Source organism: Sphingomonas sp. 28-62-20, from assembly GCF_002281505.1.
The window spans coordinates 1-26,061 of the sequence record NZ_NCGH01000019.1 but is presented as its reverse complement, the minus strand read 5'-3'; the positions used below and the strand labels follow the sequence as shown (position 1 = coordinate 26,061).

At 62.8% G+C, this 26,061-nt stretch carries 25 protein-coding genes; 18 read left to right on the top strand and 7 right to left on the bottom strand.

Going from position 1 to position 26,061, the window contains the following annotated elements; translation table 11 throughout:
* Positions 1-112: 112 nt before the first annotated feature.
* Positions 113-304 carry a hypothetical protein gene (locus B7Y43_RS15110; protein WP_374132501.1) on the top strand — a complete coding sequence of 64 codons (192 nt, stop codon included), beginning with the start codon at positions 113-115 and terminating at the stop codon, positions 302-304.
* Positions 305-311: 7 nt separating this feature from the next.
* Here B7Y43_RS15110 and B7Y43_RS15105 read toward each other — a convergent pair whose 3' ends face one another.
* Positions 312-1,319, bottom strand: coding sequence for a fumarylacetoacetate hydrolase family protein (locus tag B7Y43_RS15105; RefSeq protein ID WP_374132500.1), 1,008 nt, complete (start codon positions 1,317-1,319; stop codon positions 312-314).
* Positions 1,320-1,460: 141 nt separating this feature from the next.
* On the opposite strand from B7Y43_RS15105, the gene B7Y43_RS15100 reads away from it, so the two are divergent.
* The 5 genes from B7Y43_RS15100 (at position 1,461) to B7Y43_RS15080 (ending at position 8,835) form a co-directional block, all read left to right on the top strand.
* Positions 1,461-2,612 carry an acyl-CoA dehydrogenase family protein gene (locus tag B7Y43_RS15100; protein WP_374132499.1) on the top strand — a complete coding sequence of 384 codons (1,152 nt, stop codon included), beginning with the start codon at positions 1,461-1,463 and terminating at the stop codon, positions 2,610-2,612.
* A gap of 161 nt (positions 2,613-2,773) precedes the next feature.
* Entirely contained in the window at positions 2,774-4,222 is a 1,449-nt protein-coding gene (locus B7Y43_RS15095) for an amidohydrolase (RefSeq protein WP_374132498.1), read from the top strand.
* Positions 4,219-5,517 carry an amidohydrolase family protein gene (locus B7Y43_RS15090; protein ID WP_374132497.1) on the top strand — a complete coding sequence of 433 codons (1,299 nt, stop codon included), beginning with the start codon at positions 4,219-4,221 and terminating at the stop codon, positions 5,515-5,517. Before B7Y43_RS15095 ends, B7Y43_RS15090 begins: the two co-directional genes overlap by 4 nt.
* 98 nt (positions 5,518-5,615) lie before the next feature.
* Complete coding sequence (locus B7Y43_RS15085) at positions 5,616-7,097, top strand: S41 family peptidase (protein WP_374132496.1); 1,482 nt, start codon at positions 5,616-5,618, stop codon at positions 7,095-7,097.
* A 250-nt stretch (positions 7,098-7,347) separates the two neighbouring features.
* The gene (locus tag B7Y43_RS15080) at positions 7,348-8,835 is read left to right on the top strand and encodes a DEAD/DEAH box helicase (RefSeq protein WP_374132495.1); all 1,488 of its coding nucleotides are present in this window, start codon (positions 7,348-7,350) and stop codon (positions 8,833-8,835) included.
* 125 nt (positions 8,836-8,960) lie between these two features.
* On the opposite strand, the gene B7Y43_RS15075 is transcribed toward B7Y43_RS15080, so the two are convergent.
* Positions 8,961-9,626 (bottom strand): nitroreductase, encoded by a 666-nt coding sequence (locus tag B7Y43_RS15075; protein ID WP_374132494.1) that lies wholly within the window; start codon positions 9,624-9,626, stop codon positions 8,961-8,963.
* Between the two features lie 106 nt (positions 9,627-9,732).
* On the opposite strand from B7Y43_RS15075, the gene B7Y43_RS15070 reads away from it, so the two are divergent.
* The 4 genes from B7Y43_RS15070 (at position 9,733) to B7Y43_RS15055 (ending at position 12,960) form a co-directional block, all read left to right on the top strand.
* Positions 9,733-10,905 carry an acetyl-CoA C-acetyltransferase gene (locus tag B7Y43_RS15070; protein WP_374132493.1) on the top strand — a complete coding sequence of 391 codons (1,173 nt, stop codon included), beginning with the start codon at positions 9,733-9,735 and terminating at the stop codon, positions 10,903-10,905.
* 191 nt (positions 10,906-11,096) lie between these two features.
* Complete coding sequence (locus B7Y43_RS15065) at positions 11,097-11,879, top strand: SDR family NAD(P)-dependent oxidoreductase (RefSeq protein ID WP_374132492.1); 783 nt, start codon at positions 11,097-11,099, stop codon at positions 11,877-11,879.
* Between the two features lie 126 nt (positions 11,880-12,005).
* Positions 12,006-12,515 carry a DUF1993 family protein gene (locus B7Y43_RS15060; protein ID WP_374132491.1) on the top strand — a complete coding sequence of 170 codons (510 nt, stop codon included), beginning with the start codon at positions 12,006-12,008 and terminating at the stop codon, positions 12,513-12,515.
* A gap of 13 nt (positions 12,516-12,528) precedes the next feature.
* Positions 12,529-12,960 (top strand): thioesterase family protein, encoded by a 432-nt coding sequence (locus tag B7Y43_RS15055; RefSeq protein ID WP_374132490.1) that lies wholly within the window; start codon positions 12,529-12,531, stop codon positions 12,958-12,960.
* Between the two features lie 124 nt (positions 12,961-13,084).
* Here the strand turns inward: B7Y43_RS15055 and B7Y43_RS15050 are convergent, their stop codons facing one another.
* From B7Y43_RS15050 to B7Y43_RS15040, 3 genes are all read right to left on the bottom strand, one after another.
* The gene (locus tag B7Y43_RS15050; protein ID WP_374132489.1) at positions 13,085-13,510 is read right to left on the bottom strand and encodes a hypothetical protein; all 426 of its coding nucleotides are present in this window, start codon (positions 13,508-13,510) and stop codon (positions 13,085-13,087) included.
* Between the two features lie 29 nt (positions 13,511-13,539).
* On the bottom strand, positions 13,540-14,322 hold the full coding sequence (locus B7Y43_RS15045) for a crotonase/enoyl-CoA hydratase family protein (RefSeq protein ID WP_374132488.1): 783 nt from the start codon (positions 14,320-14,322) through the stop codon (positions 13,540-13,542).
* Positions 14,323-14,443: 121 nt separating this feature from the next.
* The gene (locus B7Y43_RS15040; RefSeq protein ID WP_374132487.1) at positions 14,444-15,985 is read right to left on the bottom strand and encodes an acyl-CoA synthetase; all 1,542 of its coding nucleotides are present in this window, start codon (positions 15,983-15,985) and stop codon (positions 14,444-14,446) included.
* Between the two features lie 128 nt (positions 15,986-16,113).
* Here B7Y43_RS15040 and B7Y43_RS15035 point away from each other — a divergent pair, with 128 nt between their 5' ends.
* The 3 genes from B7Y43_RS15035 to B7Y43_RS15025 are packed head-to-tail and all read left to right on the top strand — an operon-like array spanning position 16,114 to position 17,401.
* Positions 16,114-16,569 carry a PaaI family thioesterase gene (locus B7Y43_RS15035; protein ID WP_374132486.1) on the top strand — a complete coding sequence of 152 codons (456 nt, stop codon included), beginning with the start codon at positions 16,114-16,116 and terminating at the stop codon, positions 16,567-16,569.
* On the top strand, positions 16,566-16,958 hold the full coding sequence (locus tag B7Y43_RS15030) for a PaaI family thioesterase (RefSeq protein WP_374132485.1): 393 nt from the start codon (positions 16,566-16,568) through the stop codon (positions 16,956-16,958). Before B7Y43_RS15035 ends, B7Y43_RS15030 begins: the two co-directional genes overlap by 4 nt.
* 11 nt (positions 16,959-16,969) lie before the next feature.
* A complete protein-coding gene (locus tag B7Y43_RS15025; protein ID WP_374132484.1) occupies positions 16,970-17,401 on the top strand; it encodes a hypothetical protein in 432 nt (143 codons plus the stop codon).
* 405 nt (positions 17,402-17,806) lie between these two features.
* On the opposite strand, the gene B7Y43_RS15020 is transcribed toward B7Y43_RS15025, so the two are convergent.
* Together B7Y43_RS15020 and B7Y43_RS15015 are read right to left on the bottom strand one after the other, a co-directional pair.
* The gene (locus tag B7Y43_RS15020; RefSeq protein ID WP_374132483.1) at positions 17,807-18,988 is read right to left on the bottom strand and encodes a PQQ-dependent sugar dehydrogenase; all 1,182 of its coding nucleotides are present in this window, start codon (positions 18,986-18,988) and stop codon (positions 17,807-17,809) included.
* Positions 18,989-18,992: 4 nt separating this feature from the next.
* Positions 18,993-20,147, bottom strand: a complete 1,155-nt coding sequence (locus B7Y43_RS15015) for a PQQ-dependent sugar dehydrogenase (RefSeq protein ID WP_374132482.1) — start codon at positions 20,145-20,147, stop codon at positions 18,993-18,995.
* A 166-nt stretch (positions 20,148-20,313) separates the two neighbouring features.
* On the opposite strand from B7Y43_RS15015, the gene rimP reads away from it, so the two are divergent.
* The 5 genes from rimP to infB all read left to right on the top strand — a co-directional run.
* Positions 20,314-20,910 (top strand): ribosome maturation protein RimP, encoded by a 597-nt coding sequence (rimP, locus tag B7Y43_RS15010; protein ID WP_374132481.1) that lies wholly within the window; start codon positions 20,314-20,316, stop codon positions 20,908-20,910.
* Between the two features lie 5 nt (positions 20,911-20,915).
* The gene (gene nusA / locus B7Y43_RS15005; protein ID WP_374132480.1) at positions 20,916-22,550 is read left to right on the top strand and encodes a transcription termination/antitermination protein NusA; all 1,635 of its coding nucleotides are present in this window, start codon (positions 20,916-20,918) and stop codon (positions 22,548-22,550) included.
* Positions 22,550-22,786, top strand: a complete 237-nt coding sequence (locus B7Y43_RS15000; RefSeq protein WP_374132479.1) for a 4-oxalocrotonate tautomerase family protein — start codon at positions 22,550-22,552, stop codon at positions 22,784-22,786. Before nusA ends, B7Y43_RS15000 begins: the two co-directional genes overlap by 1 nt.
* Before the next feature lie 66 nt (positions 22,787-22,852).
* Positions 22,853-23,599: a DUF448 domain-containing protein gene (locus B7Y43_RS14995; RefSeq protein WP_374132478.1), complete on the top strand. Its 747-nt coding sequence runs from the start codon at positions 22,853-22,855 to the stop codon at positions 23,597-23,599.
* A gap of 17 nt (positions 23,600-23,616) precedes the next feature.
* On the top strand, positions 23,617-26,061 hold a 2,445-nt coding region (gene infB / locus B7Y43_RS14990), incomplete at its 3' end, for a translation initiation factor IF-2 (protein ID WP_374132477.1).

Below are 26,061 nucleotides of genomic sequence, written 5' to 3'. Positions count from 1 at the left end.
GTGTCAATTTATCACTGAATCTTTGATCGGCAACCGTCAAATCACACACGGCAATCGTCAGGGATCATTAACCCGGATCGTGCATTATGCTCACCGAGACAGGAGCCGCGACATGCACATGCAGCCGATCTACCGCACCAAAGCCCGCACCGTTCGCGTTCCCGCCATTGATGCGGTCATCGGCATGGTCATCCTGGCCGGATCGGCGATGCTGCTGCTCCCGTCGCTGGCGCTCTATTCGGTTTATGTTGCAGCGGCGCTGGTGGCCCGCGCGTTTTGGAAAAACCCGCGCGCCGGCCGCTGAGCGCCGATCAGATCGCTACGACAGACTGTTCGATCACACCGAAAATGGGATGATGCCGATCGTCTTCGGCCCAAATCCGCACTGAATCGCCAGGTTGCAAGAACGGCGTGGCCGCCGCACCGCCCAAAATTGTCTCAACGGTGCGCAATTCGGCCAGGCAGGCATAGCCCGCACCGCCATCCGAAATTGGCTTGCCGGGCCCGCCATCCACCCCACGATTCGACACGGTCCCCGATCCGATGATGGTGCCCGCACCAAGCGCGCGCGTCTTTGCTGCGTGAGCAATCAACGTCCCAAAATCGAAGGTCATATCGACACCTGCATCAACCCTGCCGAGCGGCTTGCCATTCAGATCGATCATCAGCTTGCGGTGGAGCTTGCCGTCCTGCCACCAGCTGCCCAGCGCATCGGGCGTGACGAACACGGGTGAGAAGGCGCTTGCCGGTTTCGATTGAAAGAAGCCGAAGCCCTTGGCCAGTTCGCCGGGGATAAGGTTGCGCAGCGATACGTCGTTGGTCAGCCCGACCAACCGGATGGCGGCCAGCGCCTCATCCCGGCTGGCGCCCATCGGCACATCGCCGGTGACGACCACGACTTCGGCTTCGAGATCGCAGCCCCAGGCCACATCCTTCAGCGGAATGGCGTCACGCGGGCCCAAAAAGCCGTCCGATCCGCCTTGATACATGAGCGGGTCATGCCAGAAACTGTCGGGCATCTCCGCCCCGCGTGCTTGCCGCACCAGCGCAACATGGTTCACATAAGCGGAGCCATCGGCCCATTGATAGGCCCGTGGCAAGGGGGCCGCCGCGCCATGTTCGTGGAAGCGCCGCATCGGGATCGCTTCATGCTCCAGGTCGGTCGACAGGTTCTTAAGATCGGGCAGCAGCCGATCCCAATTGTCGAGCGCCGCCTGCAGGGTGGGGGCGATATGCGTGGCATCGGCATACCAAGCGAGATCGGGGGACACGACGATCAATGCCCCGTCGCGACCCTTTTTAAGGCTGGCCAGTTTCATAGTCTCTCCTGCGCTTTCTTGTTTTGCTGACCTTACTCGCCTGAACCAGCGTGTCGAGGCCAGCGAATAGGCCCAACGGCGCTATTGACCGCGTCGCCGCGCCACCGCAGTTTGGGCGAAAGGTTTCAAGAGAGGACTGACATGCTCGACACGCTCCCCGGCCGCTTCGCCTATAACGAAGATCATGAGGCGTTCCGCCAAACGGTGCGCAGCTTCCTGCAAAAAGAAGGCGTGCCGAATGTCAATGAATGGGAAGCGAATCGGATCGTCCCCAAGAAGTTCTGGCGCGATGCAGGTGAAATCGGGATGCTCTGCCCAACCGTGCCAGAGGCTTATGGCGGGCTTGGCCTGGATTTTGGGTATAATGCGATTGTTGACGAAGAAATGAGCTATCTGGGCGTGCCCGCCGGGTTCACGCTGCAATCCGATATCGTGTGCGATTACCTCGTCCAATATGGCTCGGAAGAAGAGAAAAAGCAGTGGCTGCCCAAGCTTGTATCGGGCGAGACGATCACCGCGATTGCGATGACCGAGCCGGGCACTGGCTCTGACCTGCAGGCGATCCGCACCTCCGCCAAAAAGGACGGCAATCATTACGTCATCAATGGGTCCAAAACCTATATCACCAATGGCCAGAATGCCGATCTGATCCTGGTCGTCGCCAAGACCGATCCCGATGCGAAGCCCGCTTATAAGGGCATGTCGATCATCCTGGTTGAAAGTGATCGCGAGGGCTTCAAGCGCGGCCGCAAGCTCGACAAGATCGGCCAGGACGCCGCCGATACGAGCGAATTATTCTTTGAAGATGTCCGCGTGCCGATGACCAATTGCCTGGGCGAAGAGGGCAAGGGCTTTATCTATCTGATGAGTCAGCTGCCGCAGGAGCGCTTGTCGATTGCCATCGGGACCCAGGCATCGGCCCAGCGCGCGTTTGATGACACCGTGGCCTTCACCAAGGAGCGCAAGGCGTTTGCCGGGATGGTGTTCGATTTCCAGAACACCCGCTTCGTGCTGGCCGATCTCAAATCGAAATTGCAGGTCGGCTGGGCGCATCTCGATTGGGCGATCAAGCGCCACCTTGCCAAGGAACTGACGCCGACTGAGGGCGCCGCCGCCAAATTGTGGCATACCGAATTGCAATGGGAAGTGATGGACAAGTGCCTGCAGCTCCATGGCGGCGCTGGCTATATGAACGAATATCCCATCGCCCGCATGTGGCGCGCCGCGCGTGTCAGCCGGATTTATGGCGGCACCAATGAGATCATGAAGGAGCTGATCGGGCGGTCGCTTTAGGGCTGGTCTTAAAGCCGCCTCATTCTCGGTTCCGTCACCCGGGATTTGCTGCGGGGTCGATCATCCCGCAGCAGTCCAATCCCCAGGGCAAGCCGTTGACTTGGGACCGCGATCTCGAAATGGTGTGAACAGCCGCCGATAAGGCGCAAAAGGGGAAATCGATGCGTTACCGGAGTTTGCCAGCGCGGCCACGCCTGTTGTTTTCGGCACTGTTGGGCGCATCCTTGCTCTCCGCCTGTGCGACCACCGGCGATGCCAAGCCAAAGAGTACCGCCAGCGCACCGGCCAAATCCGGCCCTGGCTTGGGCAAGGGCTATAGCCACGATCCCTTCCCTTCGACCTACAAAGCCTATCCCGGCGTGCCGACGCTCGTGACCAATGTGACGATTTTTGACGGCGAAGGCGGTACGATGACCAAGGCATCGGCGCTGTTCGCTGATGGCAAGATCGTCGAAATCGGCCAGACCATTGCTGCCCCCGCTGGCGCGACGGTGATCGACGGCACCGGCAAGGTGCTGACCCCTGGCATCATCGATATCCACAGCCATTTGGGCGACTACCCCTCCCCCGGCGTCCAGGCCAATTCCGACGGCAATGAAGCCACGAGCCCGGTTACTGCCGATGTCTGGGCCGAACATAGCGTCTGGCCGCAGGACCCGGGTTTCAGCCGGGCGCTCGCCAATGGCGGCGTCACCACGCTGCAGATTCTGCCTGGATCAGCGAACCTGTTCGGTGGCCGATCGGTGGTGGTGAAGAATGTTTATGCCCGCACCGAACAGGGGATGAAATTCCCCGGCGCACCCTATGGCCTGAAAATGGCGTGCGGCGAAAACCCCAAGCGCATTTATGGCGGCAAGGGTCGCCAGCCATCGACCCGGATGGGCAATATCGCTGTCGACCGCCAGACCTGGGCGCGCGCGGCTGAGTATAAGCGCCGCTGGGACAAATATGAAAAGGACGGCGGCGAACCCCCGACCCGCGATATCGCGATGGATACGTTGCGCGGCGTGTTGGACGGCGAAATTCTGGTCCAGAATCATTGCTACCGCGCCGATGAAATGGCCATTGTCATGGATATGGCCAAGGAATTTGGCTATAAGGTCACTGCATTCCATCATGCCGTTGAAGCGTACAAGATCGGCGATCTGCTGAAGGCCAATAGCACTTGCGCGGCTGTTTGGGCCGATTGGTGGGGCTTCAAAATGGAAAGCTATGACGCGATTAGCGAAAATCTGGCGCTGCTGCAGAAGGCGGGGGCGTGCGGGATGATCCATTCCGATGATGCCAACGGTATCCAGCGGCTGAACCAGGAAGTCGCCAAGGCGCTGGCCGCCGGCCGCCGCGCGGGCATCGATATTTCCGACGCAACCGCCTGGACCTGGCTCACCATCAACCCCGCCAAGGCGCTGGGCATTGCCGACAAGACCGGCAGCCTGAAGGTCGGCAAGATGGCTGATCTGGTGCTGTGGAACGGCAACCCATTCAGCGTCTATTCGCGGCCCGAAAAGGTCTGGATCGATGGCGCGTTGCTCTATGACGCCACCAATCCGAAATTGCGCCCCGTATCCGATTTCGAACTCGGCCAGCCAGGCTCGGGAGACACCAAGTGAAGCATCTGCTCCTGCTCACCGCCGCTATTCTGGCCACCCCGGCCGCCGCTCAGTCGGTGGCGATCACTAACGCCCGGCTCGTCATCGGGGACGGGTCCGCGCCGATTGACGGCGGCACTGTCGTCGTCCGCAACGGCAAGGTCGTTGCGGCAGGCGTCGGGGTCGCCGTGCCAGCGGGGATCGAGACGATTGATGCCGGTGGGCGGTATGTGACGCCCGGCATTGTCGCGGGCTTCACGCGGATGGGCATTGTTGAGGTCGATGGTGTCGATCAGACCAACGATGCCGGTGCCAGCGGCAGCCCATTCCATGCAGCGATCGACATCGCGCCGGCAGTCAATCCGCACACCAGCTCAATCCCGCTCAACCGCGCAGAGGGGGTGACTCGCGCCATTGTTGCCCCGGAAAATCGCGGATCGATCTTTGCCGGGCTCGGCGCGGTGATCGATCTGGGCGCGGACACCAATCCGATCAGCACGCCACACGCCTTCCAATTCATGGAATATGGCGAAGGCGGCGCGGGTGCGGCAGGGGGCAGCCGCCCGGCGGCGCTGGCCATGTTCAAAAATGCGCTGGTCCAGGCGCGTGCCTATGCCAGCAATCCCAAAGGCTATGCTGATCAAGGCAAGGACGCGTTGCTGACGCGCGCCGATGCGGAGGCTTTGGGCGCAGTCGTCACGGGTAAAATGCCGCTGTTGATCCATGTCGAACGCGCGTCTGACATGCTGGCGCTGATCGACATCAAAAAGACGATGCCGCAACTGCGCATGGTTTTTGTTGGTGTGTCGGAAGGCTGGACGATTGCCAGCGAGCTTGCCGCCGCAAAGATCCCGGTGATCGCCAGTGCGCTGAACGATCTGCCCGAATCCTTTGAAACGCTGGCGGCGACCCAGTCCAATGTCGGGCGCATGAAGGCAGCTGGCGTGACGGTGGCCATCGGCACGATCAACGACAATGAAGCGCGGCAGGCACGGCTCGAAAAACAATATGCCGGTAATCTTGTCGCGCTCGGCAAGGTGCCCGGCGCGAACGGGCTTGACTGGAATGCGGCCTTTGCCGCGATCACCTCCGTCCCCGCCGAAGCGGTCGGACTGGGCGGCGATATCGGCTCGCTCAAGCCCGGACGGCAGGGCGATGTGGTGATCTGGTCGGGCGATCCGCTCGAGCTCGATTCCGCTGCGCTGTCAGTATGGATCAGCGGCGTCAAACAACCCCTGCAAACGCGCCAGGCGCTGTTGCTCAAGCGCTATCTGCAGCCGCAGGAAGGGGCGCTGCCCAAGGCCTATGAGCGATAGGCCTTTTTGGGCTTCGGCAAAATTGAGACAAGCCAGCCATTTGCAATTGGCAGAGATCGAAGCGATGCAGGGGCATCGATTGGACAGGACAAGATAGAATGGCGAGTTTGCGTATGGTTCGGCATCGGGCAACCGCGCTGGTCAGCGTGTTGGCGATGCTTTCCGCATGCAGTGGTGGCGGCAGCGGCGGCAATGCAGGCAGCACAAGCGCTGCCGCTGTCGCGCCTGTACCGGTCAGCACGCCGACCCCGACAGCAACCGCCGGATGTTCGCTGCGTGAGCGCCAGGATTGGGCGGCGGCGCAATTGCGCGAATGGTATCTGTTTCCCGAAACGCTGCCGGCGTCGCTCGATCCCACGCCCTTTGCATCGGTATCCGCCTATGTCGATGCGCTGACAGCCACCGCCCGCGCGCAGCGGCGCGACCGGTTTTTCACCTTTTTGACATCGATTGCCGAAGAGAACGCGTTCATCAACGCCGGATCCAGCGCCGGCTTCGGTTTCCGCCTGATCGCGGATTCGACCGGGCAACGCATCTTCATTGCCGAAGCTTTTGAGGGGACGGCGGCGCTCGGTGCAGGGATTGACCGGGGCGCTGAAATTCTAGCGATCGGTACCACGGCCAGCGACCTGCGCACCGTGAGCGCCATCATCGCCGCCGAAGGTGTAAATGGCGTGACCAACGCGCTTGGCCCGAGCACCGCAGGCACCAGTCGCCTGCTCCGCATTCGGGACGCCGGCGGCACCCGCGAGGTGACGATCACCAAGACCGATTTTGCGCTGACGCCGGTCTCCAGCCGCTATGGCGCGCAAATCATCAACGATGGCGGGCGCCGGGTTGGCTATCTCAATTTACGGACCTTTATTTCGACCGCCGATCCTGCGCTGCGCCAGGCCTTTGCCACATTCCGGACGCAGGGCATTACCAACATCATCATCGATTTTCGCTATAATGGCGGCGGTTTGGTTTCGATCGCTGAACTAATGGGCGATCTGCTGGGTGCCAATCGCGCGACATCGGAAGTGTTCAGCATCACCAGCTTTCGCAGCGAGAAATCGGCAAACAACTCCACCCGGCTCTTCCGGCCCCAACCCGAATCGATAACGCCAACCCGGATTGCCTTTATCGGCACCGGATCGACTGCGTCGGCCAGTGAACTCGTCACCAACGCCTTCATTCCCTATCTGCGCGCCAATGTCGGCCTGATCGGGTCAAACACGTTCGGCAAGCCAGTGGGCCAGATCGGGCTGGATCGCGCGATCTGCGACGATCGCTTGCGCGTTGTCGCCTTCGCCACCCAGAATGCCGATCGGCGCGGCGATTATTTCGACGGGCTGGCCAGCGTGGTCCAGGCGAGTTGCCGGGCCAATGACGATATCAGCTTCCCATTGGGCGATCCGCGCGAGGCGTCTGTGCGCGCAGCGCTCGACTATCTTGCTGGCAACAGCTGCACCGCCATTGCCGGCAGTGTGGGCGGCGGCCAGGGACCGCAATCGGCAAGCGCCACGGCCGCCAAATCAGAGCTGCTGGCCCCTGCCGCCCCGAGCCCGGCGCAGCGTGACGTGCCAGGCATGTTCTGAACGCTGCCCGACAAACCAAGGCAGCCCAAGACAGCTCGGAAACCATCCGGGATTGACATTTTGCAATGCAGCATGCAAAGAAGCTGCACAGCGAGGCATTATGCAGCGTGATCGGGCGTAACGCCCCGGCTCTGCCTCGGTTCTAACCCAAAGCTTCCCACATCACGCGGGGCGCGACATTTTTGTCCCCGCCCGCCTCCCCGTGCGCCCAGAAAAGGCCCGGGATGCTGGCATTTATCGAAAGAATACCATGTCCTTCCAAAATCTCGGACTCAACGAGTCCCTGCAGCGCGCGCTTGCCGACAAAGGCTATAACGAAGCGACCCCCATCCAGCGCCAGGCAATCCCGCCGTTGATCCAGGGCCGCGATCTGCTCGGCATTGCACAAACCGGCACCGGCAAGACCGCTGCCTTCATGCTCCCCTCGATCCAGCGCCTTGTCGCTGCGAACGAGCATGTCCGCCCACGTGCCTGCCGCATGCTGGTGCTTGCCCCGACCCGCGAACTCGCCAGCCAGATCGCCCAGAGCGCGCGTGATTATGGCCGCTTTTCGAAGCTGTCGATCGCGACCGTGTTCGGCGGCACCTCGGTGAGCAAGGATCGCAATACGCTGGCAAATGGCGTCGACATTCTCGTCGCCACGCCGGGCCGCCTGATCGACCTGATCGAGCAGCGCTTTGTCACGCTCGGCGATATCGAAATCCTCGTCCTGGATGAGGCCGATCAGATGCTTGATCTGGGCTTTATCCATGCGCTCAAGCGCATTGTGCAATTGCTGCCCAAGACGCGCCAGAGCCTGTTCTTCTCGGCAACGATGCCAAAGGCGATCCGCGATCTGGCCGACAAGTTCCTCGACGATCCCGTCACGGTCTCGGTCACGCCCGTCGCCAGCACCGCCGAGCGCGTCGAGCAATATGTCACCTTCGTCCAGCAGGCTGAAAAGCAGGCGCTGCTGACGATCATCCTCAAGACCACCGAGATTGAGCGCGTGCTCGTCTTCACCCGCACCAAGCACGGCGCCGACCGCGTCGTGAAGCTGCTGGGCGCGAACGGCATTCCCGCCAACGCAATCCATGGCAACAAGAGCCAGCCGCAGCGTGAACGCGCGCTCGCCGAGTTCAAATCGGGCCGGGTCAAGATCATGGTCGCGACCGACATCGCTGCGCGCGGCATCGACGTGTCGGGCGTCAGCCATGTCATCAACTTTGAGCTGCCGAATGTGGCCGAGCAATATGTCCACCGCATCGGCCGCACCGCGCGCGCTGGCGCATCAGGCGTCGCGATCGCGTTCTGCGCGGAGGACGAAAAGAGCTATCTGCGCGACATCGAAAAGCTGACCAAGCAGAAGATCGAGCATCGCCAGCTGCCAGCGGACTTTGTGGCTGAAGGCGCACGGTTGAAGGCAGCGCGCGCCGCAACCGGCGTGTCTGACACGCCTGAGCGGGTGCGTCGTGACATCGGCAATAACCGCCAGCCTGCCCATCCGCGGGCGACGCATCGTGCGCGCCCGGCGGGTGCTGCGCCGGCTGGCGGTGCCCCGCGCACGGTCGCCAATCCGGCGGCAGCGGCAGCTCGCCCTGCTGGTCAGGGTCAGGGCCGTCCGGCTGGTAACGGCCAGGGTCAAGGCCAGGGTCGTCCCGCCGGCAATGGCCAGGGTCGCCCCGGTGGCGGTCGTGGTCGCGGTGGACGCGGCCGTGGCGGCGGTGGCGGTGGCGGCGGTGCCCGCGCGTCGGCGTAAGCCTCCTTTCACCCCTCCCCTTCAGGGGAGGGGCAGGGGGTGGGGACTTTCAGTCTCACCGAGACCGACGTGCTTTGGGACAGCCCCCACCCCAACCCCTCCCCTGAAGGGGAGGGGCTTTAATCCTACCCCCTGACCGTCAACCACTCCCCCACCGGCGCGCGTTCGGCGCGTAGCCGGTTGGCGGGGATGCTTTCGTCTTCATACCCGATCGCCATGCCGCAAAAGAGCATCCGCTCCGGCGGCGTGTCGAGAAAAGCGTCAACGGTATCGGGATAGATCGCCCAGCATTCCTGCGCGCATGTCGCCAGCCCGGCCTCGACCGCGAGCAGCATGAAGCTTTGCAGATACATGCCCAGGTCGCTCCACTGTGGCGGACCCATTCGTCGATCAACCGTGCAGAATAACGCGGCGGGCGCGCCGAAGAACTGGAAGTTGCGGCGAAACTCGCGGTTGCGCGCCTCGCTGTCGCTGCGCTCGATGCCCATCGCGGCATAGAGCGCCATACCGACCTGAAAGCGCCGATCTTTATAGGGCACGCTTAATTCGCGCGGATAGATGTCGTAGGCCGCCGCTTCCATCAGGCCCGCATCCTGTTTTTCGGCAATGACCCGCTTTAGGGCCGCGAGCGACTCGCCTGACAAAATATCGATATGCCAGGGCTGCAAATTGCCGCCAGACGGCGCTCGTGCCGCCGTCTGCGCGAGTCGTTCGACCAGCGCTGGATCGACTGGCTTGTCCAGAAATCCGCGAACGGATCGACGTGCCGCTACGGCATCCGTTACATTCATGCTGAGGCCCTTGTTACTGACATTCCTGTTACCAACTACCCTTGCCGGTCCGCTCGGTTTGCGCAACAACGCGCTCCAAATCGCAATAGCTGATGGAGAGAATGGCATGCCCGACGCCTATATCGTGGACGCAATCCGCACCGCCGGAGGCCGCCGCGGCGGCAAACTCGCTGGCACCCACCCTGTAGACATGGCCGCCGCTGTGCTCGATGCAATCATCGAGCGCACCGGCATTGATGGCGCGGCTGTCGACGACGTCATCATGGGCTGTGTGATGCAGGGCGGACAGCAAGCGGGCCAGATTGGCCGCAATGCCGTGCTCGCCGCCAAGAAGCTGCCCGACAGCGTCCCCGCCGTCTCGATCGACCGTCAATGCGGATCCTCGCAGCAATCGATGCAGTTTGCCGCTCAGGCGGTGATGTCGGGCACGCAGGATATCGTGATTGCCGCCGGTGTGGAAAGCATGACCCGCGTGCCGATGGGCTCGACGATGATGCTCCACATGAAAGAGGGCATGGGCAACTATAAGTCGCCACGGCTGGAGGAGAAATATCCCGGCATCATGTTCAGCCAGTTCATGGGCGCCGAGATGATCGTCAAGAAGCACGGCTTCAACCGCGAACAGCTCGATGCCTTCGCGCTCGAAAGCCACAAGCGCGCGATCGCCGCCACGCAAAGCGGCGCGTTCGATGACGAGATCATCGGCATTGAGGTAGAGACGCCCGAGGGCATGGAGATGCACCGCACCGATGAAGGCATCCGTTATGATGCGACGCTCGAATCGATCTCCTCGGTCAAACTGCTGCAGGAAGGCGGGTCGATTTCTGCCGCCAATGCCAGCCAGATTTGCGATGGCGCGTCAGCGGTGATGATCGTCAGCGAGGCGGCGCTCAAGGAGCACAACCTCACCCCCATCGCGCGCATCGTCAATCTGACCGTGACCGGCGGCGATCCTGTCATCATGCTCGAAGAACCGCTGTTCGCGACCGACCGGGCGCTGAAGCGGGCAGGCATGAAGATCGAGGATATCGATCTTTATGAGGTCAACGAAGCCTTCGCCCCCGTGCCGCTCGCCTGGCTGAAGCACACCGGTGGCGACCATGCCAAGCTGAACGTGAATGGCGGCGCGATCGCGCTCGGCCACCCGCTTGGCGCATCGGGCACCAAGCTGATGGCGACGCTCGTCCATGCGCTCAAGGCGCGCGGCGGCAAGTACGGCCTGCAGACGATGTGCGAAGGCGGCGGCATCGCCAACGTCACGATCATCGAGCGGCTTTAACCTTCTTCACCCCTCCCCTTCAGGGGAGGGGCCGGGGGTGGGGGCTGTCCTCCGGCACATCGACCGTGATCCGGGTGGACAGCCCCCACCCCAACCCAGTGCAGGGTGAAATTGTCCCCGGCAATTTCAGTTTGTGCTGGGAGCACAAACTGCACTGCACTCCTGAAGGGGAGGGGCTTAGGAGAACACATATGAAACTCGATTCAACCACTGCCGCCGTTGTCACCGGTGGTGCTTCTGGCCTTGGTGCCGCCACTGCCCGCGCCCTTGCTGCCAAGGGCGTCAAGGTCGCTATCTTCGACATGCAGGCCGCCAAGGGCGAGGCCGTCGCTGCTGAAATCGGCGGCATTTTCTGCGAAGTGAACGTGACGAGCGAAGAATCGGTCGACGCCGGTTTCGCCAAGGCGCGCGAAGCGCATGGCCAGGAACGCGTGCTGGTCTGCTGCGCCGGCACGGGCAATGCGATGAAGACCGCCAGCCGTTCCAAGGAAGATGGCAGCATCAAGCATTTCAGCCTGGAAGCGTTCAACTGGCTGATCCAGATCAACCTGGTCGGCACCTTCCGCTGCGTGGCGAAGTCCGCTGCCGGGATGCTCACGCTCGAACCGCAAGAAGACGGCGAACGTGGCGCGATGGTGATGACCGCTTCGGTCGCTGCTGAGGACGGCCAGATCGGCCAGGCCGCTTATTCCGCTTCCAAGGGCGGTGTCGTCGGCATGACGCTGCCCATCGCGCGCGACTTGATGGGCGAAGGCATCCGCATCAACACCATCCTGCCTGGCATCTTCGAAACCCCGCTGATGCAGGGCGCGCCGCAGAATGTGAAGGATGCGCTCGCCGCATCCGTACCGTTCCCAAAGCGGCTCGGCGCACCGCCGGAATATGCGCATCTGGCGCTGACGATGATCGAAAACAGCTATTTCAATGGCGAAGACGTGCGGCTCGACGGCGCAATCCGGATGGCACCACGCTGACGCGCAGGGCAGCAGCGCGCGGGCGCGCGCGCTGACTCGCCCAAGCGCGAACGGCGGGGCCGCGGCCCCGTCCGACGACCCGGCATGCACTGCCGGGTCGCGTCACTAATCAAGGAGCCTCCCCCGATGACCGTATCGCTTTTTTCCTTCGTCGATCTCTATCGCCGTCAGCTCGACGCCGCGGCGCACCTGCTCACCAAGGGCGCAGATTTCGCCATCACCAACGGCGTGTCAGAGCAAGACATGCTCGGCTGGCGGCTTGCCGATGACATGCACCCTTTGAGCTTCCAGCTGATGGTCGTCATCAATTTCACCCGCTCCTGGACAGCGCGCGTCGCTGATCTGCCGGTGCCCGAACCAGTCACCGCCGATCTCGATCTTGCCGCCTATCGTGCCGCAATTGCCGATGCCAAGGCGTTCCTGGCCACGATCACCGCTGATCAGTTCGCCGGACGCGATGACGTGCCGCTGACGGTTCAGCTCGGCGAAACGATGGAGCCCACCCTGCCAGCCGCTCAGTGGCTGACGGTGTTCGGCACGACCAACATCTATTTCCACTTGTCGATGGTCTATGCGATCCTGCGGATGAAGGGCGTCAAGATCGGCAAGATGGACTTGTTCGCCGCCGGACTCTGACCGGGGGCGATCAATGGCCCGGCCCGATCCCTGGCGGCTTGACCCCGCCGCATACCCGCATACCGAGCGCGTCCAGACCCGTTTTCAGGACCTGGACGTGCTTGGCCATATCAACAATGTCGGCATGGCGGCGATCTTTGAAACCGGGCGGGTCAAGTTCAACCGCACTGTCGGGCTGGAAGGTTGGCGCACGCAACGCTGGCTGGTCGCCCAAGTGGTGATCAATTACCTCGCCGAAGGGCATTTCCCCGCCGATGTCGAGGTGATGAGCGGCATTGGGACGATCGGCACGCGCAGCTGGACGATCCTGTCCACCGCATTCCAGCATGGCGTGGCGATAGCAACGTGCGACACGGTGGTGGTGATGAGCAGCGAAGACGGCGCGACCGCGCTGCCCGATGACTTCCGCGCGGCGCTAGAGCGGTGGCAGGTGCGGGACGCCTGAGGAAGAATGAATCTTGTTGGGTCATCTCGCAACCGCTCGGGTCCAGCGAAGTCGAGAAACCCTACGCGGCGCTCGCGGCATGTTTCTCGACTTCGCTCGATACGAACGGGAAAAATGAGATAGTCTAAAGGTTTTGCGCGACAATTATCTTTTTTAGTTCAGCTATGAGCCACGAATAATATTTTGTTCTGATAACGGTGGGATCATCTGGTTGGCGATGCCATTGAATTCCGGACCAAACAAGAACCGCCCTTATCTTTTGAGGGTCCTTAAGCAAGAGAGTGGCGGCTATTCGCGAAATGTTTTCCCGTTGAGAAAACTCAAAACTTGGCAGCAACGATTTTGTCACAGCTCGTGAATATGAACGAACGGATAACAGTACATGACACTGGTGATCTGTCAGACTGTTACTCGCAAACGGTCCATAGAATTCTTGAACGGCACGAATTTGATTTTCGGAAGCTTTGAAATCACCCTTCTTCGGATTTGGTAAGGTAACGTCCATAACGAACTTACCGGGCGCGATGCGACGAAGATGATCGTCACTCATTTCCTCGTCTTGCCTCTTTAGTCGTTTCTCTAATCCACAAACACCGGGCTGCGCTTTTCCATATTCGCCATCACCTGTTCGATCTGGTTCGGGCGGCGGATCACCCCAAGCTGCACATCGCTTTCGGCCTGCAGGATAGCAGCGCTGCCCAGATCAGGTTGCAGATTGAACAGCTTCTTTGACCCCCGCACCGCTTCCGGATTGCGTGCAGCGATTTGCTTGGCGAGCGCGTGTGCCTCGGCCCAGGGATCGTCGGCGAGTTTGGTCACGAAACCGAGCGCCAGCGCTTCCGCGCCTTCGAACTCGCGCGCGGTATAGGTCAGTTCGCGCAGCACATCGTCGCGCGCAATGCCGCGCCACAGCGCGATACCGGCCATATCGGGCACCAGGCCCCAATAGACTTCGCGGATGGCAAACCGGGTATGCGGGCTGGCGATGCGGATGTCGGCGCCTGACATGATCTGAAAGCCACCGCCAAAGGCAACGCCGTGGACGGCAGCAATCACCGGCATCGGCAAAGTCCGCCAGCCCCAGGCGACGTGCTGCGGCAGATTCGCATCGCCATGCGTGCGATCCGCCAGCGACGTGCCGGTGCCGCCTGCGGCCATGCTCGCCATGTCGAGACCCGCGCAAAACGCCCGCCCCTCGCCTGAAAGCACCACGCAGCGGACATCAGCCATCCCAGCGAGCTGCTCAATCGCGTCGGCAATGCCCTGAAACATAGCGGGATCGAGCGCGTTCATCTTTTCGCTGCGAATCAATTTCACGTCGGCGACATGATCGGTAACGGTAATGCGAACGCGGTCTTCCATCAGATTTCATTCCTTCTTTCGTCACCCCGGACTTGTTCCGGGGCCCACGATGCAGCAAGTCAACCAGTGGCGATACTTGCCGCACGGTGGACCCCGGAACAAGTCCGGGGTGACGGTAAGGTTAGACAATACGTGAGCTCATCTCACCCCAATAGCGATCGCGCAACAGCCGCTTATAGAGTTTGCCGGTCGGCGCACGTGGCAGCTCTGCTGCGAAATCGATCTGGCGCGGCGTCTTCACGCCCGACAATTCGGTGCGACACCAGGCGGTAAGCTCGGCGGCAAGGCCCTCCCCGGCTTCGGCCATGTCGACGGGCTGCACCACCGCGATCACGCGTTCGCCCATATCGGGGCACGGCCCGCCAATGACAGCGACATCGGCCACGCGCGGATGCGTGATCAGCCGGTTTTCGATCTCCTGCGGATAGATGTTCACGCCACCCGAAATGATCATGAAGCTCTTGCGGTCAGTGAGGTAGAGATAGCCCTCTTCATCCACCCGGCCAATGTCCCCCAGCGTGGTCCAGCCCTGCGCGTTCCTTGCCTCGGCGGTCTTCGCGGGATCATTATGATATTCGAACACCCCGCCGCCTTCGAAATAGACAAGGCCCTCGGTCCCCGGCGGCACCTCATTGCCCCCTTCGTCGCAAATATGCAGCGCGCCATAGGCCGCCTTCCCGACCGATCCCTTGTGGGAGAGCCACTGGGTGGAGTCGATCGTCGTCAGGCCATTGCCTTCTGATCCGGCATAATATTCGTAGAGGACGGGGCCCCACCAGGCGATCATCGCCTCTTTCACCGGGATCGGGCAGGGCGCGGCGGCGTGGATCGCGACCTTCAGGCTCGACAGATCATAGCGCGCCCGGGTCGCCTCATCGAGCTTCAACAGCCGCACGAAATGCGTCGGCACCCATTGGCTGGCATTGACCTGATAGCGTTCGATCGCGGCCAGCGCCGCTTCGGGATCGAAATGCTGCATCATCACCACGGTGCCGCCCAGCCGCATCACCGTCATCGACCAACGCAGCGGTGCCGCGTGATAGAGCGGCGCGGGCGAGAGATAGATGCTGTCGGGCCCGAGCCGGTAGAGCCCCTGGGCGAGCATGGTCAGCACGGTCGGCGCGGCAATTGCTGGTTCGGGCGGCAGCGCGACCCGTACGCCTTTTGGGCGGCCAGTGGTGCCGGACGAGTAGAGCATATCGATGCCGGCGCGTTCATCGGCAATCGGCGTATCGGGCAGGGCCGCGACCGCCTCTGCCCAGGGCTGCCAACCCGCCATCGCGCCGCCGATGATCAGCCGGGTACAATCCGCCAATGGACCTGTCAGCGTTGCAGCGACCGCGGCCGTGGCTGCCGAAGCAATCACCAACGTCGCGCCTGAATCGCGGACGATATACTCCACTTCGGGCGCAGTGAGTTTGCTGGGGATGCACACGTAAAACAGCCCGGCCCGCTGCGCGCCCCAGGCGATGTCGTAAAATTCAGGGATATTGTCGAGGTACAATGCGATCGTGTCGCCAGTCTGCAACCCGTGCGCGCGGAACAGATGGGCGGCCCGGTTTGAGCGCGCGTCGAGCGCGCCAAAGCTGATCGTCTCGCCGGTTTCGGCAACAATCAGCGCTGCTTTATCAGGCGTTAGCGCTGCATGGACGCTGGGGTGCATCCGCCTCTCCTCTATATGGTTATGCGCCACGCTATCGGGCGCGCCGCCCGGCGGCAACGGGCAAGATCGGATGCCCCCAATGCGACCGGGCTTTGCACCTTGACCGGGGCATGTATAGACGCGCGATCATGACTGCCCCTGCCGCCCCATTTGTTTTCGACCCCGAGGCCTTTTTCGCCTTTGGCGGGCGCGGGCATGGCGGGCGGCTTGGCGTGCGCTATCGTTGCCATGGGCCCGATTGGGTCGAGCTTGAACTGCCCTATGCGCCCTTTCTGATCGGCGACACGGCCACCGGCGTGATCGCCTCTGGCCCGATTCTGACGATGATGGACCAGGCGACGAGCCTGGCGGTGTGGACCAGGCTCGGCCAGTTTCGTCCGCATGCCACGCTTGATCTGCGGATCGATTATCTTCGTCCGGCAACCCCAGGCAAAACGGTGATCGGGCGCGGCGAATGCTATCGCACCACGCGCAACATTTCGTTCGTGCGCGGCATGGCGCACGATGGCGATCCGGCCAATCCGCTCGCGCATGTCGCCGGCATGTTCATGATGACGGGCCTGCCGACAGGGCCGTCGACATGACGCTGCCGCCCTATGCCGATCTGCTCGGGCTGGTGATCGAACCCGCTGACAGCGGGCCGCCGCTGCTGATGATGCCCTTTGCGGTGGACGTGATGGGCCGCCCCGGCTTTTTGCACGGCGGGGCGATTGGCGGGTTGCTCGAAATGGCGGCGATCGCCTCGCTCCAGCATGCGCTGGCCGAAGAGAGCAACGGCGATGACGTTCAGATCAAGCCGATCAACGTGACGATCGATTTCATGCGTGGCGGCCGCGAGAAGGAAACCCGCGCCGGGGGCATTGTCACGCGGCTTGGCAACCGCGTCGCCAATGTTGAGGCGCATGCCTGGCAGGATGATCGCACCAAGCCCATTGCCAGCGCGCGGATGAACTATCTGATCGTGCGCGGATGAGGGAGATCGCGGTGCTGCTCGAAGCCGCGCGGGCAGCGCGCGCGGCGGGCGATTTGGGTACCGCAATCGCGCAGCAGAGCGTGGCGATTGAAATGCTGCGCCAGGGGACCAACCCGCTCGCGCTCGCCCATGCGCTGCGCCACCGCGCCGACATGCTGATCGGCGCGAGCCGCGCTGCCGAGGCGGAAAGTGATTGCGCGCAGGCTTTGTGGTTTTACGCACAAGTGCCCGACGCGCCGCCGCTCGACATCGCCAACGCGGTGCGCTGCGCCGCGTGCCAGGCGGAGGCGGTGGGCGATGTGGCCGGTGCGATCGACCTGTGGCGCGATGCACGCACGCGCTATGCCAAGCTCAGCGACGTGTTCGAGGCAATGACGGGCAGTGCCGCCAATCCGGGCGTGGCGGAGGCGACGATGCGAATCGAGGCGCTCGGCGGGGAATAGACAGGGATAAAGTGCCGGAACGTGCGGGAAACCGGCCATATTGCGCAGGCACAGACCGGGCGGACGCTTTCGACGTTGCGCAATGGAAGAAAACACGATCGCCCCAAGGAGGACCGGCCCTGCGCACCAAGCTAAGCACCTGCGTCAGAAAAAAGCGCTACCCCACCGCCGAGGCAGCGGTGACGGCGGCGCAGACGGCGGGCCTAGCGCTGTTTCCCTATCGCTGTGACCGATGTGGGGCGTTTCATTTGACGAGCAGGCGCAAGGGGAAATGGGTGGGGCGGGGGTTAGAGTAAGCGCGATATGCGGGCGTCATTGCCCACAATCATCATTCTCGTCACTGCACGCCCGCGCCGGGATTGACGGGATGCGTGGCGAGGCCAACCTAAAAAACCGCCCAACCCTCTATTGCGGGGTGAGCCTCAGCAGCCTGCCGCTTGCCCCGTCCTCCAGCACCCAAATCGTTCCATCCGGCCCCTGCTCCACTTCGCGAATGCGCGCGCCGAGCGGGATGCGGGCGACTTCAGCGGCGGTCGATCCGGTCACGCGCACACGGACCAGACCCTGTGACACCAATCCAGCGAGGATGAAATCATTGGTCCAGCCGATAAAACGCGTGCCGGTATATTGGATCATCCCGCTTGGCGCGATGACGGGGGTCCAGCTAACCAGCGGCGCAGCAAATTCGGGGCGGGTCGAATGGCGGGGGAGCACCTCGCCATCATCGCCTTCGGAGACGATCCGCCAGCCATAATTGGCACCGCGGGTGACCAGGTTGAACTCATCGCCACCGGCCGGCCCCATCTCGCTTTCGAACAATCGGCCGTCCTGCGCGAATACCAGGCCATATTGGTTGCGCTGCCCAAGCGCCCAAATCTCGGCCCTAGCGCCGGCGGTGCCGAAAAAGGGGTTGGTCGACGGGATCGTTCCGTCCGGGTTGAGGCGAATTGTCTTGCCGAGCGTCTGTGCCAAATCCTGCGCCGGCGCGCCCTGATGCCGCTCGCCCGCAGTGACGAACAGGAAGCCATCGGGCGAAAATGCGATGCGCCCGCCAAAGTGCCGCGTGTCATTGGCGACCTTCGGTGCTTGCCGCCAGATTACGCTAACATTCTCGAGCGAGGCATCATTGGCCGCGAGCGTACCGCGTGCCACGGCAAGCCCGGCGCCGTCGGTGCCGCTTTCCGAATAGCTGAGATACACCCTGCGATTGGAGGCAAAGGCAGGATCGATCGCCACGTCGAGCAAGCCGCCCTGCCCGCCGGTGGCAACCGTTGGCACACCGGTAACGGTTGACAGAACACCTGCCTGGGTGACCAGCCGAAGCACGCCGCCGGTCTGCGTCACCAGCATCCGGCCATCTGGCAGGAAGGTCATCGCCCAGGGCGAGGTGAAGGTCGCGATTGCCTGTGATTGAACCGCAGCAGTGGGCGTGGGTGTCGCGGTTGGCGTTGGGGTTGGGGTCGGCGTTGGGTTCGGTGCCGGGGAAACGATCGGCACGCTGCCGGTCCCGCCCGTACTTCCCGAGCCTCCCGATCCGCTGCACGCGGCGAGACTGACGGTGAGCAATAATGGCAGTGCACGCTTCATGAGCTTACTCCTTTGGCGTCAGCCGGATCAGCCGCCCCTGCGACCCATCATCGCCGTCCTCCAGCACATAGATCGCGCCATCCGGCCCTTGTTCCACTTCACGGATGCGCGCGCCCATGTCCCATTGATCGCCCTTTTTCGCGCTCGCGCCGTTCAGGTCGACCCGGACCAGCGCCTGACTCGACAGCCCACCGATAAAAGCATCGCCCTTCCATGCTGGAAATAATTTGCCCGAATAGATGATTAACCCACCCGGCGAGATCACGGGGTTCCAGAAAACCTTGGGGGGTTCATAGCCATCCCCCGGCGCATGATCGGGAATATCGCGGCCGTCATAATGGCTGCCATTGGATACACGCGGCCAGCCATAATTTTTGCCGGGTTCAATCAGGTTGAGCTCATCGCCGCCCTTTGGCCCCATTTCCTGTTCCCATAGCCGCCCGTCCGCATCAAAGGCGAGCCCCAGCAGGTTGCGATGGCCATAGGACCAGATGGCGGCCTTGACCGGGGTTTCGGGGTAGAAGGGATTGCCGGACGCTGGCTTCCCCTCCAGCGTCAGCCGCAGCACCTTGCCGAGCGTGACCGTCATATCCTGTGCGGGATCGAATTTCTGGCGCTCGCCATTGGTGTAGAAAAGATATTGGCCATCGGGCGAAAAGGCGATGCGGCCTGAATAATGGCCGTTGCCGGGCACATAGGGCGTCGCGCGGTGGAGTATCTCTACCTTGTCGAGCCGCACAATCGGCGGGCACGGTGCCCGGATGCACTGGACCTGCTGGATAGCGAGCACGCCGCGCGCCAGCACCACGCCCTTGCCGCCCTCCCCACTTTCGGAAAAGCTGAAATAGACCTGGTGATTGGTGGCAAAGCCAGGTGCCAGCACCACGTCCATCAACCCGCCCTGCCCAGCGCTATCGACCGGCAGCGTGCCGCTCACCACCGATCGTTCCTTCCCATCGGCGGAGACGAGCAACAGCCGCCCGTCCTTTTCGGTGACGAGCATCCCGCCATCGGGCAGGAAAGTCATTGCCCAAGGCGCGTCGAAATCGGAGATCACGGTTTCAGTGAAGGGCTTGTCCGTCGAGGTTGACGGGCTGTTGCGCTGGGCCACGCCTGCACAGGATATCAGCAGCAATGGCAGGACAAGAAAAGGACGCATCAGGCTCTCCGAAACAGGATAAAAACCGCAAACGCACTGCTGCGCGCTTGGATGCTTGCCAGCATAGCGGCTTCCGCCTATATCGCCCATGCGCTTTTCTCTACATCGGCAACGCTGCAGAGGCTGGACCCCACCGGGCCCGGCGGCGCGGTCGCTTATCTGGAGAATGTTTTTGGCGGATGTCGCCCAGCTTTTGTCGCACCTGATCGAGCCCGAGGCGCGTGCGCTGGGTTTTGATCTGGTGCGCGTCAAGATGTTTGGTGGGGCGGGCGATTTGACGCTGCAGGTGATGGCCGAGCGGCCCGACACCCGCCAGCTCAACATCGACGATTGCGCCGCCCTTTCACGCCGGGTTTCCGATGTGCTCGATTCACTGGAAGAGGCCGGTCGTGGTCCGATCAAGGAAGCGTACCGGCTTGAGGTCAGCTCGCCGGGGATTGATCGGCCGCTGACGCGCCTTGCCGATTTCGATGTCTGGAAAGGCCATGAGGCGCGCATCCACCTGGTCGAGCCGATCGATGGACGCAAACAGCTGACCGGCGATCTCGTCGGCGTCGACGGCGACCAGATCACGATCGACGTAAAAAAGCACAAAGCGATGACAATCGGCTTTGATCAGGTCGCCGATGCGAAATTGCTGTTTACCGACCGGCTGCTGGCGGCGACTGCGCCGCTTTCGACCGCAGGCGCAGACGAATTCGAAGACGATAACAATGAACCTGCGGCCGACATGGCCGAACCCGACACGCAAGAACAGGACTGATATTCATGGCCACTGCCCTCGGCGGCTCTGCCGTCTCCGCCAACAAAGCCGAACTGATCGCGATTGCGGATGCCGTCGCCAAGGAAAAGCTGATCGATCGCGGCATCGTGATCGAAGCGATGGAGGACGCGATCCAGCGCGCCGCACGCGCGCGCTATGGCGCCGAGAACGACATCCGCGCCAAGCTCGATCCACAAAGTGGCGACTTGCGGTTGTGGCGCGTCGTCGAAGTGGTCGAGGCGGTTGATGACTATTTCAAGCAGGTGAACCTGAAGGAAGCGCAGAAGCTTCAGGCTGGTGCCGTTGTCGGCGATTATATCGTCGATCCGCTGCCCCCGATCGAATTCGGCCGCATCGCCGCCCAGGCCGCCAAGCAGGTGATTTTCCAGAAGGTCCGCGATGCCGAGCGCGACCGCCAGTTCGAGGAATTCAAGGACCGCGTCGGGGAGATCATCACGGGCGTCGTCAAGCGTGTCGAGTTCGGCCATGTCGTGGTTGATCTTGGCCGCGCCGAGGGCGTTATCCGCCGCGACGCGCAAATCCCGCGCGAAGTGGTGCGCGTTAATGATCGTATCCGCTCGCTGATCCTGAACGTCCGCCGCGAAAACCGGGGCCCGCAGATTTTTCTCAGCCGCGCGCATCCCGATTTCATGAAGAAGCTGTTCGCGCAGGAAGTGCCCGAAATTTACGACGGCATCATCGAGATCAAGGCCGCTGCGCGTGATCCCGGTTCGCGCGCCAAAATCGGCGTGATTTCGCATGATTCGTCGATTGATCCGGTCGGCGCCTGCGTCGGCATGAAGGGCAGCCGCGTTCAGGCCGTCGTGCAGGAAATGCAGGGCGAGAAGATCGACATCATCCCCTGGTCGCCCGATACCGCGACCTTCGTGGTCAACGCGCTCCAGCCCGCATCAGTCAGCCGCGTCGTGATCGACGAGGAAGAGGACCGGATTGAGGTCGTGGTGCCTGACGATCAGCTCTCGCTCGCGATTGGCCGTCGCGGCCAGAATGTGCGGCTTGCCAGCCAGCTGACCGGCAAGGCGATCGACATCCTGACCGAGGCCGATGCGTCCGAGAAGCGCCAGAAGGAATTCGTCGAGCGTTCAGAAATGTTCCAGAACGAGCTCGACGTCGACGAGACGCTCGCCCAGCTGCTGGTTGCCGAGGGCTTTGGTGCGCTGGAAGAGGTCGCCTATGTCGAGGTCGATGAAATCGCCTCGATTGAGGGCTTTGACGAAGATCTTGCCGCCGAGCTGCAGAACCGCGCGACCGAAGCACTTGAGCGCCGCGAAGAAGCCAATCGCACGCTGCGCCGTGAGTTGGGCGTTGAGGATGCGCTCGCCGCCATGCCGCATCTGACCGAGGCGATGCTGGTCACGCTCGGCAAGGCCGGGATCAAGACGCTCGACGATCTCGCTGATCTCGCGACCGACGAACTGGTGCAGAAGAAGCGCCAGGAGCAGCGCCGCCGCGTCGAGACCGACAATAAGCGCCCCGAAGACAAGGGCGGCGTGCTCGCCGAATATGGCCTGAGCGAAGATCAGGGCAATGAGATCATCATGGCCGCCCGCGCGCACTGGTTCGAGGATGAGGAAACCGGCCCGCAAGCGGACGCTGCTGCGGAGGGCGAAGACGCCTGATGCCATTCGTCAGCATCCGCATTTCGGGTTCAGCCACGCGCGATCAAAAAGCGGGGATCGTCGCCGACGTGACTCGCTCGCTGGTCGACCGGCTGGGCAAGAACCCGGATGCGGTGCAGATCGTTATCGAGGAAGTCTCGACCGAAAATTACGGCGCCGGTGGGCAATTAATTGCCGATCGCGATGCCCCCGTTGCTGCACCCAGGGAGGACGCGCATGCGGTTCCCCCCCGATGAGGCGCTAGGGCTTCAGACAGAACCGGGCGGCATGGTTTGCCCTTCCTTTGACAAGGGAGGCGAGCGATGACCGATCCCATCCGCCGCTGCATCCTGTCCGGCGACCGGGCGGCGCGTGCGAATCTCGTGCGGCTGGCGCTCGCGCCCGATGGCATGATCCATCCCGATGTGCGGGCCAAGGCGCCCGGGCGCGGGGCGTGGATTGGCGTGCCGCGTGCCAGCCTTGAAACCGCGATGGCCAAGGGCAAGCTGAAAGGCGCGCTGGCCCGCGCGTTCAAGACGAACGATTTCCGCCTGCCCGATGATCTGCCCGGCGCGATTGCGACGGCGCTTGAAAAGGCGGTGCTCGATCGGCTTGGCCTCGAATCGCGTGCGGGCAGCATCGTGATCGGCGGTGAACGGATTGAAAAGGCGGCGCGTAGCGGCAAATTGCACATGTTGCTGCATGCCAGCGATGCGGGCGCCGACGGCACCCGCAAACTCGATCAGGCATGGCGCATTGGCCGCGATGAAGAGGGCGGGGGCTTGCGTGGAATGGTAATCCCGCTGGCGCGCCCTATATTGTCCGTGGCGCTGGGCCGCGAAAACGTGGTACATATCGGGCTTACCGACCCTGGCGCTGCCCGGCGACTGAGCGAAGCGCTTGATCGCTGGCTGCACTTTATCGGACCCGAACAGGAGTCTGCGCCTTGCGAAACGGCCTCGCAGGGCGCATCGGCGTTTGAAAATGGGGCCGATATTTCTGGCGACCTTTCCGGCGAACCATCCGGACCGGCTGACGATGATGCGGCAATTGCCGACATGAATATTTGAGGACTTTGAGCGACCTGATGAGCGATACCGACAACGAAAAGCCGAAACTGGGCATGCGCGCGCCTTTGGGCCTTAAGCGCACGGTCGAAACCGGCAAGGTGAAGCAGAGCTTCAGCCATGGCCGTTCCAACACCGTGGTGGTGGAGGTGAAGTCGCGCCGCGTCCTTCGCCGGCCGGGTGAGCCCGAGCCTGTCGTTCAGGACGAACCCTTTATCGCGGCCCCTGCCCCCGCTCCAGCGCCCGTCACCCCTGCGCCGCCGCCGCCAAGTGCAGCGCGCAAGGCGGGCGACAGCCTGCTTTCACGCCAGGAACTTCAGGCCAAGCTGCTGCGCGAGGCCGACGAAGCACGGATGAACGCGCTTGAGGAAGCGCGTCGTCGCGAAGAGCGCGAGCGTCAGGAAGCGCTTGAGGAAGAACGCCGCCGTGCCGAGGAAGCGCGCAATGCGCCGCCCGCGCCGGAACCGGTTATCGATGTCGCGGCCCCAGAGTCAGCCGCAGAATCGGCGCCGATCGAACCCGTCGTGGCCGCCGACCCCGCTCCCACGCCAGAAGCGCCAGCCGCCAATCCGATGGAATTGACGCTGGACAGCAGCATGCCTGCACCGCGTCGCTTCACGCCGGTGCCGCGTCCGGAACGGCCGCAGCCCGTGCGCAAGCCCGAGCCAGAGCCAGAGATCGCATCGTCCGCTACGCCCGCACCCGCGCCCGCATCGGGCAATGCAGGCCCATCATCGGCACCGGGCTCCAAGCGCCCGTCCGAGCCGCCCGCACGCCCCGCGCGCGACCGCAAGGGCGTCGACGATCGTCGCCAGTCGGGCAAGCTCACCGTCAACCGGGCGCTCAACGATGGTGACGGCGCGCGCGCGCGTTCGCTCGCTGCACTCAAGCGTGCACGTGAGAAGGAAAAGCGCCATTTCGGCGGCCCGCGTGAGGCGCAAGCCAAGCAGGTCCGCGATGTGATCGTGCCGGAGGCGATTACCGTCCAGGAACTCGCCAACCGCATGGCGGAAAAGGGCGCGGACCTGGTCAAGACGCTGTTCAAGATGGGCATGCCCGTCACCATGACACAGACGATCGATCAGGACACCGCCGAGCTGCTCGTCACCGAATTCGGCCACAACATCCAGCGTGTCAGCGACTCAGACATCGATCTGGCGCTGGACACCGGCGAGGACACCGAAGACCAGATGCTGCCACGGCCCCCGGTCGTGACGATCATGGGCCATGTCGATCACGGCAAAACCAGCCTGCTTGATGCGCTGCGCGGGACCGACGTGGTGCGTGGCGAGGCCGGCGGCATCACCCAGCATATCGGCGCCTATCAGGTGACGATGAAGGACAAGTCGCAGATCACCTTCCTCGATACGCCGGGCCATGAGGCCTTTACCGAGATGCGCGCGCGCGGTGCCAATGTTACCGACATCGTCATCCTAGTAGTAGCCGCCGATGATGGCCTGAAGCCGCAGACAATTGAGGCGATCAGCCATACCAAGGCGGCGGGCGTGCCGATGATCGTGGCGATCAACAAGATCGACAAGCCCGAGGCGAACGCCAAAAAGGTGCGCGAGGCGCTGCTGCAATATGAAGTCATCGTCGAGGAACTGTCGGGCGACGTCCAGGATGTCGAAGTGTCGGCGCTCAAGAAGACCGGGCTCGACGAGCTGATCGAGAAGATCCAGATCCAGGCCGAGCTGATGGAGCTGAAGGCCAACCCCGACCGGATGGCCGAGGGCAATGTCATCGAGGCCAAGCTCGACAAGGGTCGCGGCCCGGTCGCGACCATCCTGATCAGCCGGGGTACGCTGAAGGTCGGTGACGTGTTCGTGGTCGGTGCCGAAAGCGGCAAGGTCCGTGCGCTGATCGACGACAAGGGCCGCCAGATCAAGGAAGCGGGCCCCTCGATGCCGGTCGAGGTGCTCGGCCTGTCGGGCATCCCGATGGCAGGCGATCCGTTGCAGGTCGTCGAAAACGAAGCGCGGGCGCGCGAAGTCGCGGAGTATCGCCAGGGCGTGCTGACGAGCAAGCGCACCACCTCTGCGCCCGCCAGCCTGGAGATGATGTTCTCCGCGCTGAAGGAAAAGCAGGCGATCGAATATCCGCTGGTGGTTAAGGCCGATACGCAAGGATCGGTCGAGGCGATCGTTGCCTCGATCAACAAGATCAGCACAGCCGACATCCGTGCCCGCGTGCTGCATTCGGGCGTCGGCGGCATCACCGAAAGCGACGTGACGCTGGCGGGTGCCAGCGGCGCGCCGATCATCGGCTTCAACGTGCGCGCCAATGCCAAGGCACGCGAGATCGCCGAGCGGCAGAAGGTGGCGTTGAAATATTACGACATCATCTATGACCTGATCGACGAGATTCGCGCCGGCATGGCGGGCGAGCTTGGCCCCGAGGCGTTCGAAACGGTCGTCGGCCGCGCCGAAATCCGCGAGGTCTTCCCGGCCGGCAAGCATGGCCGC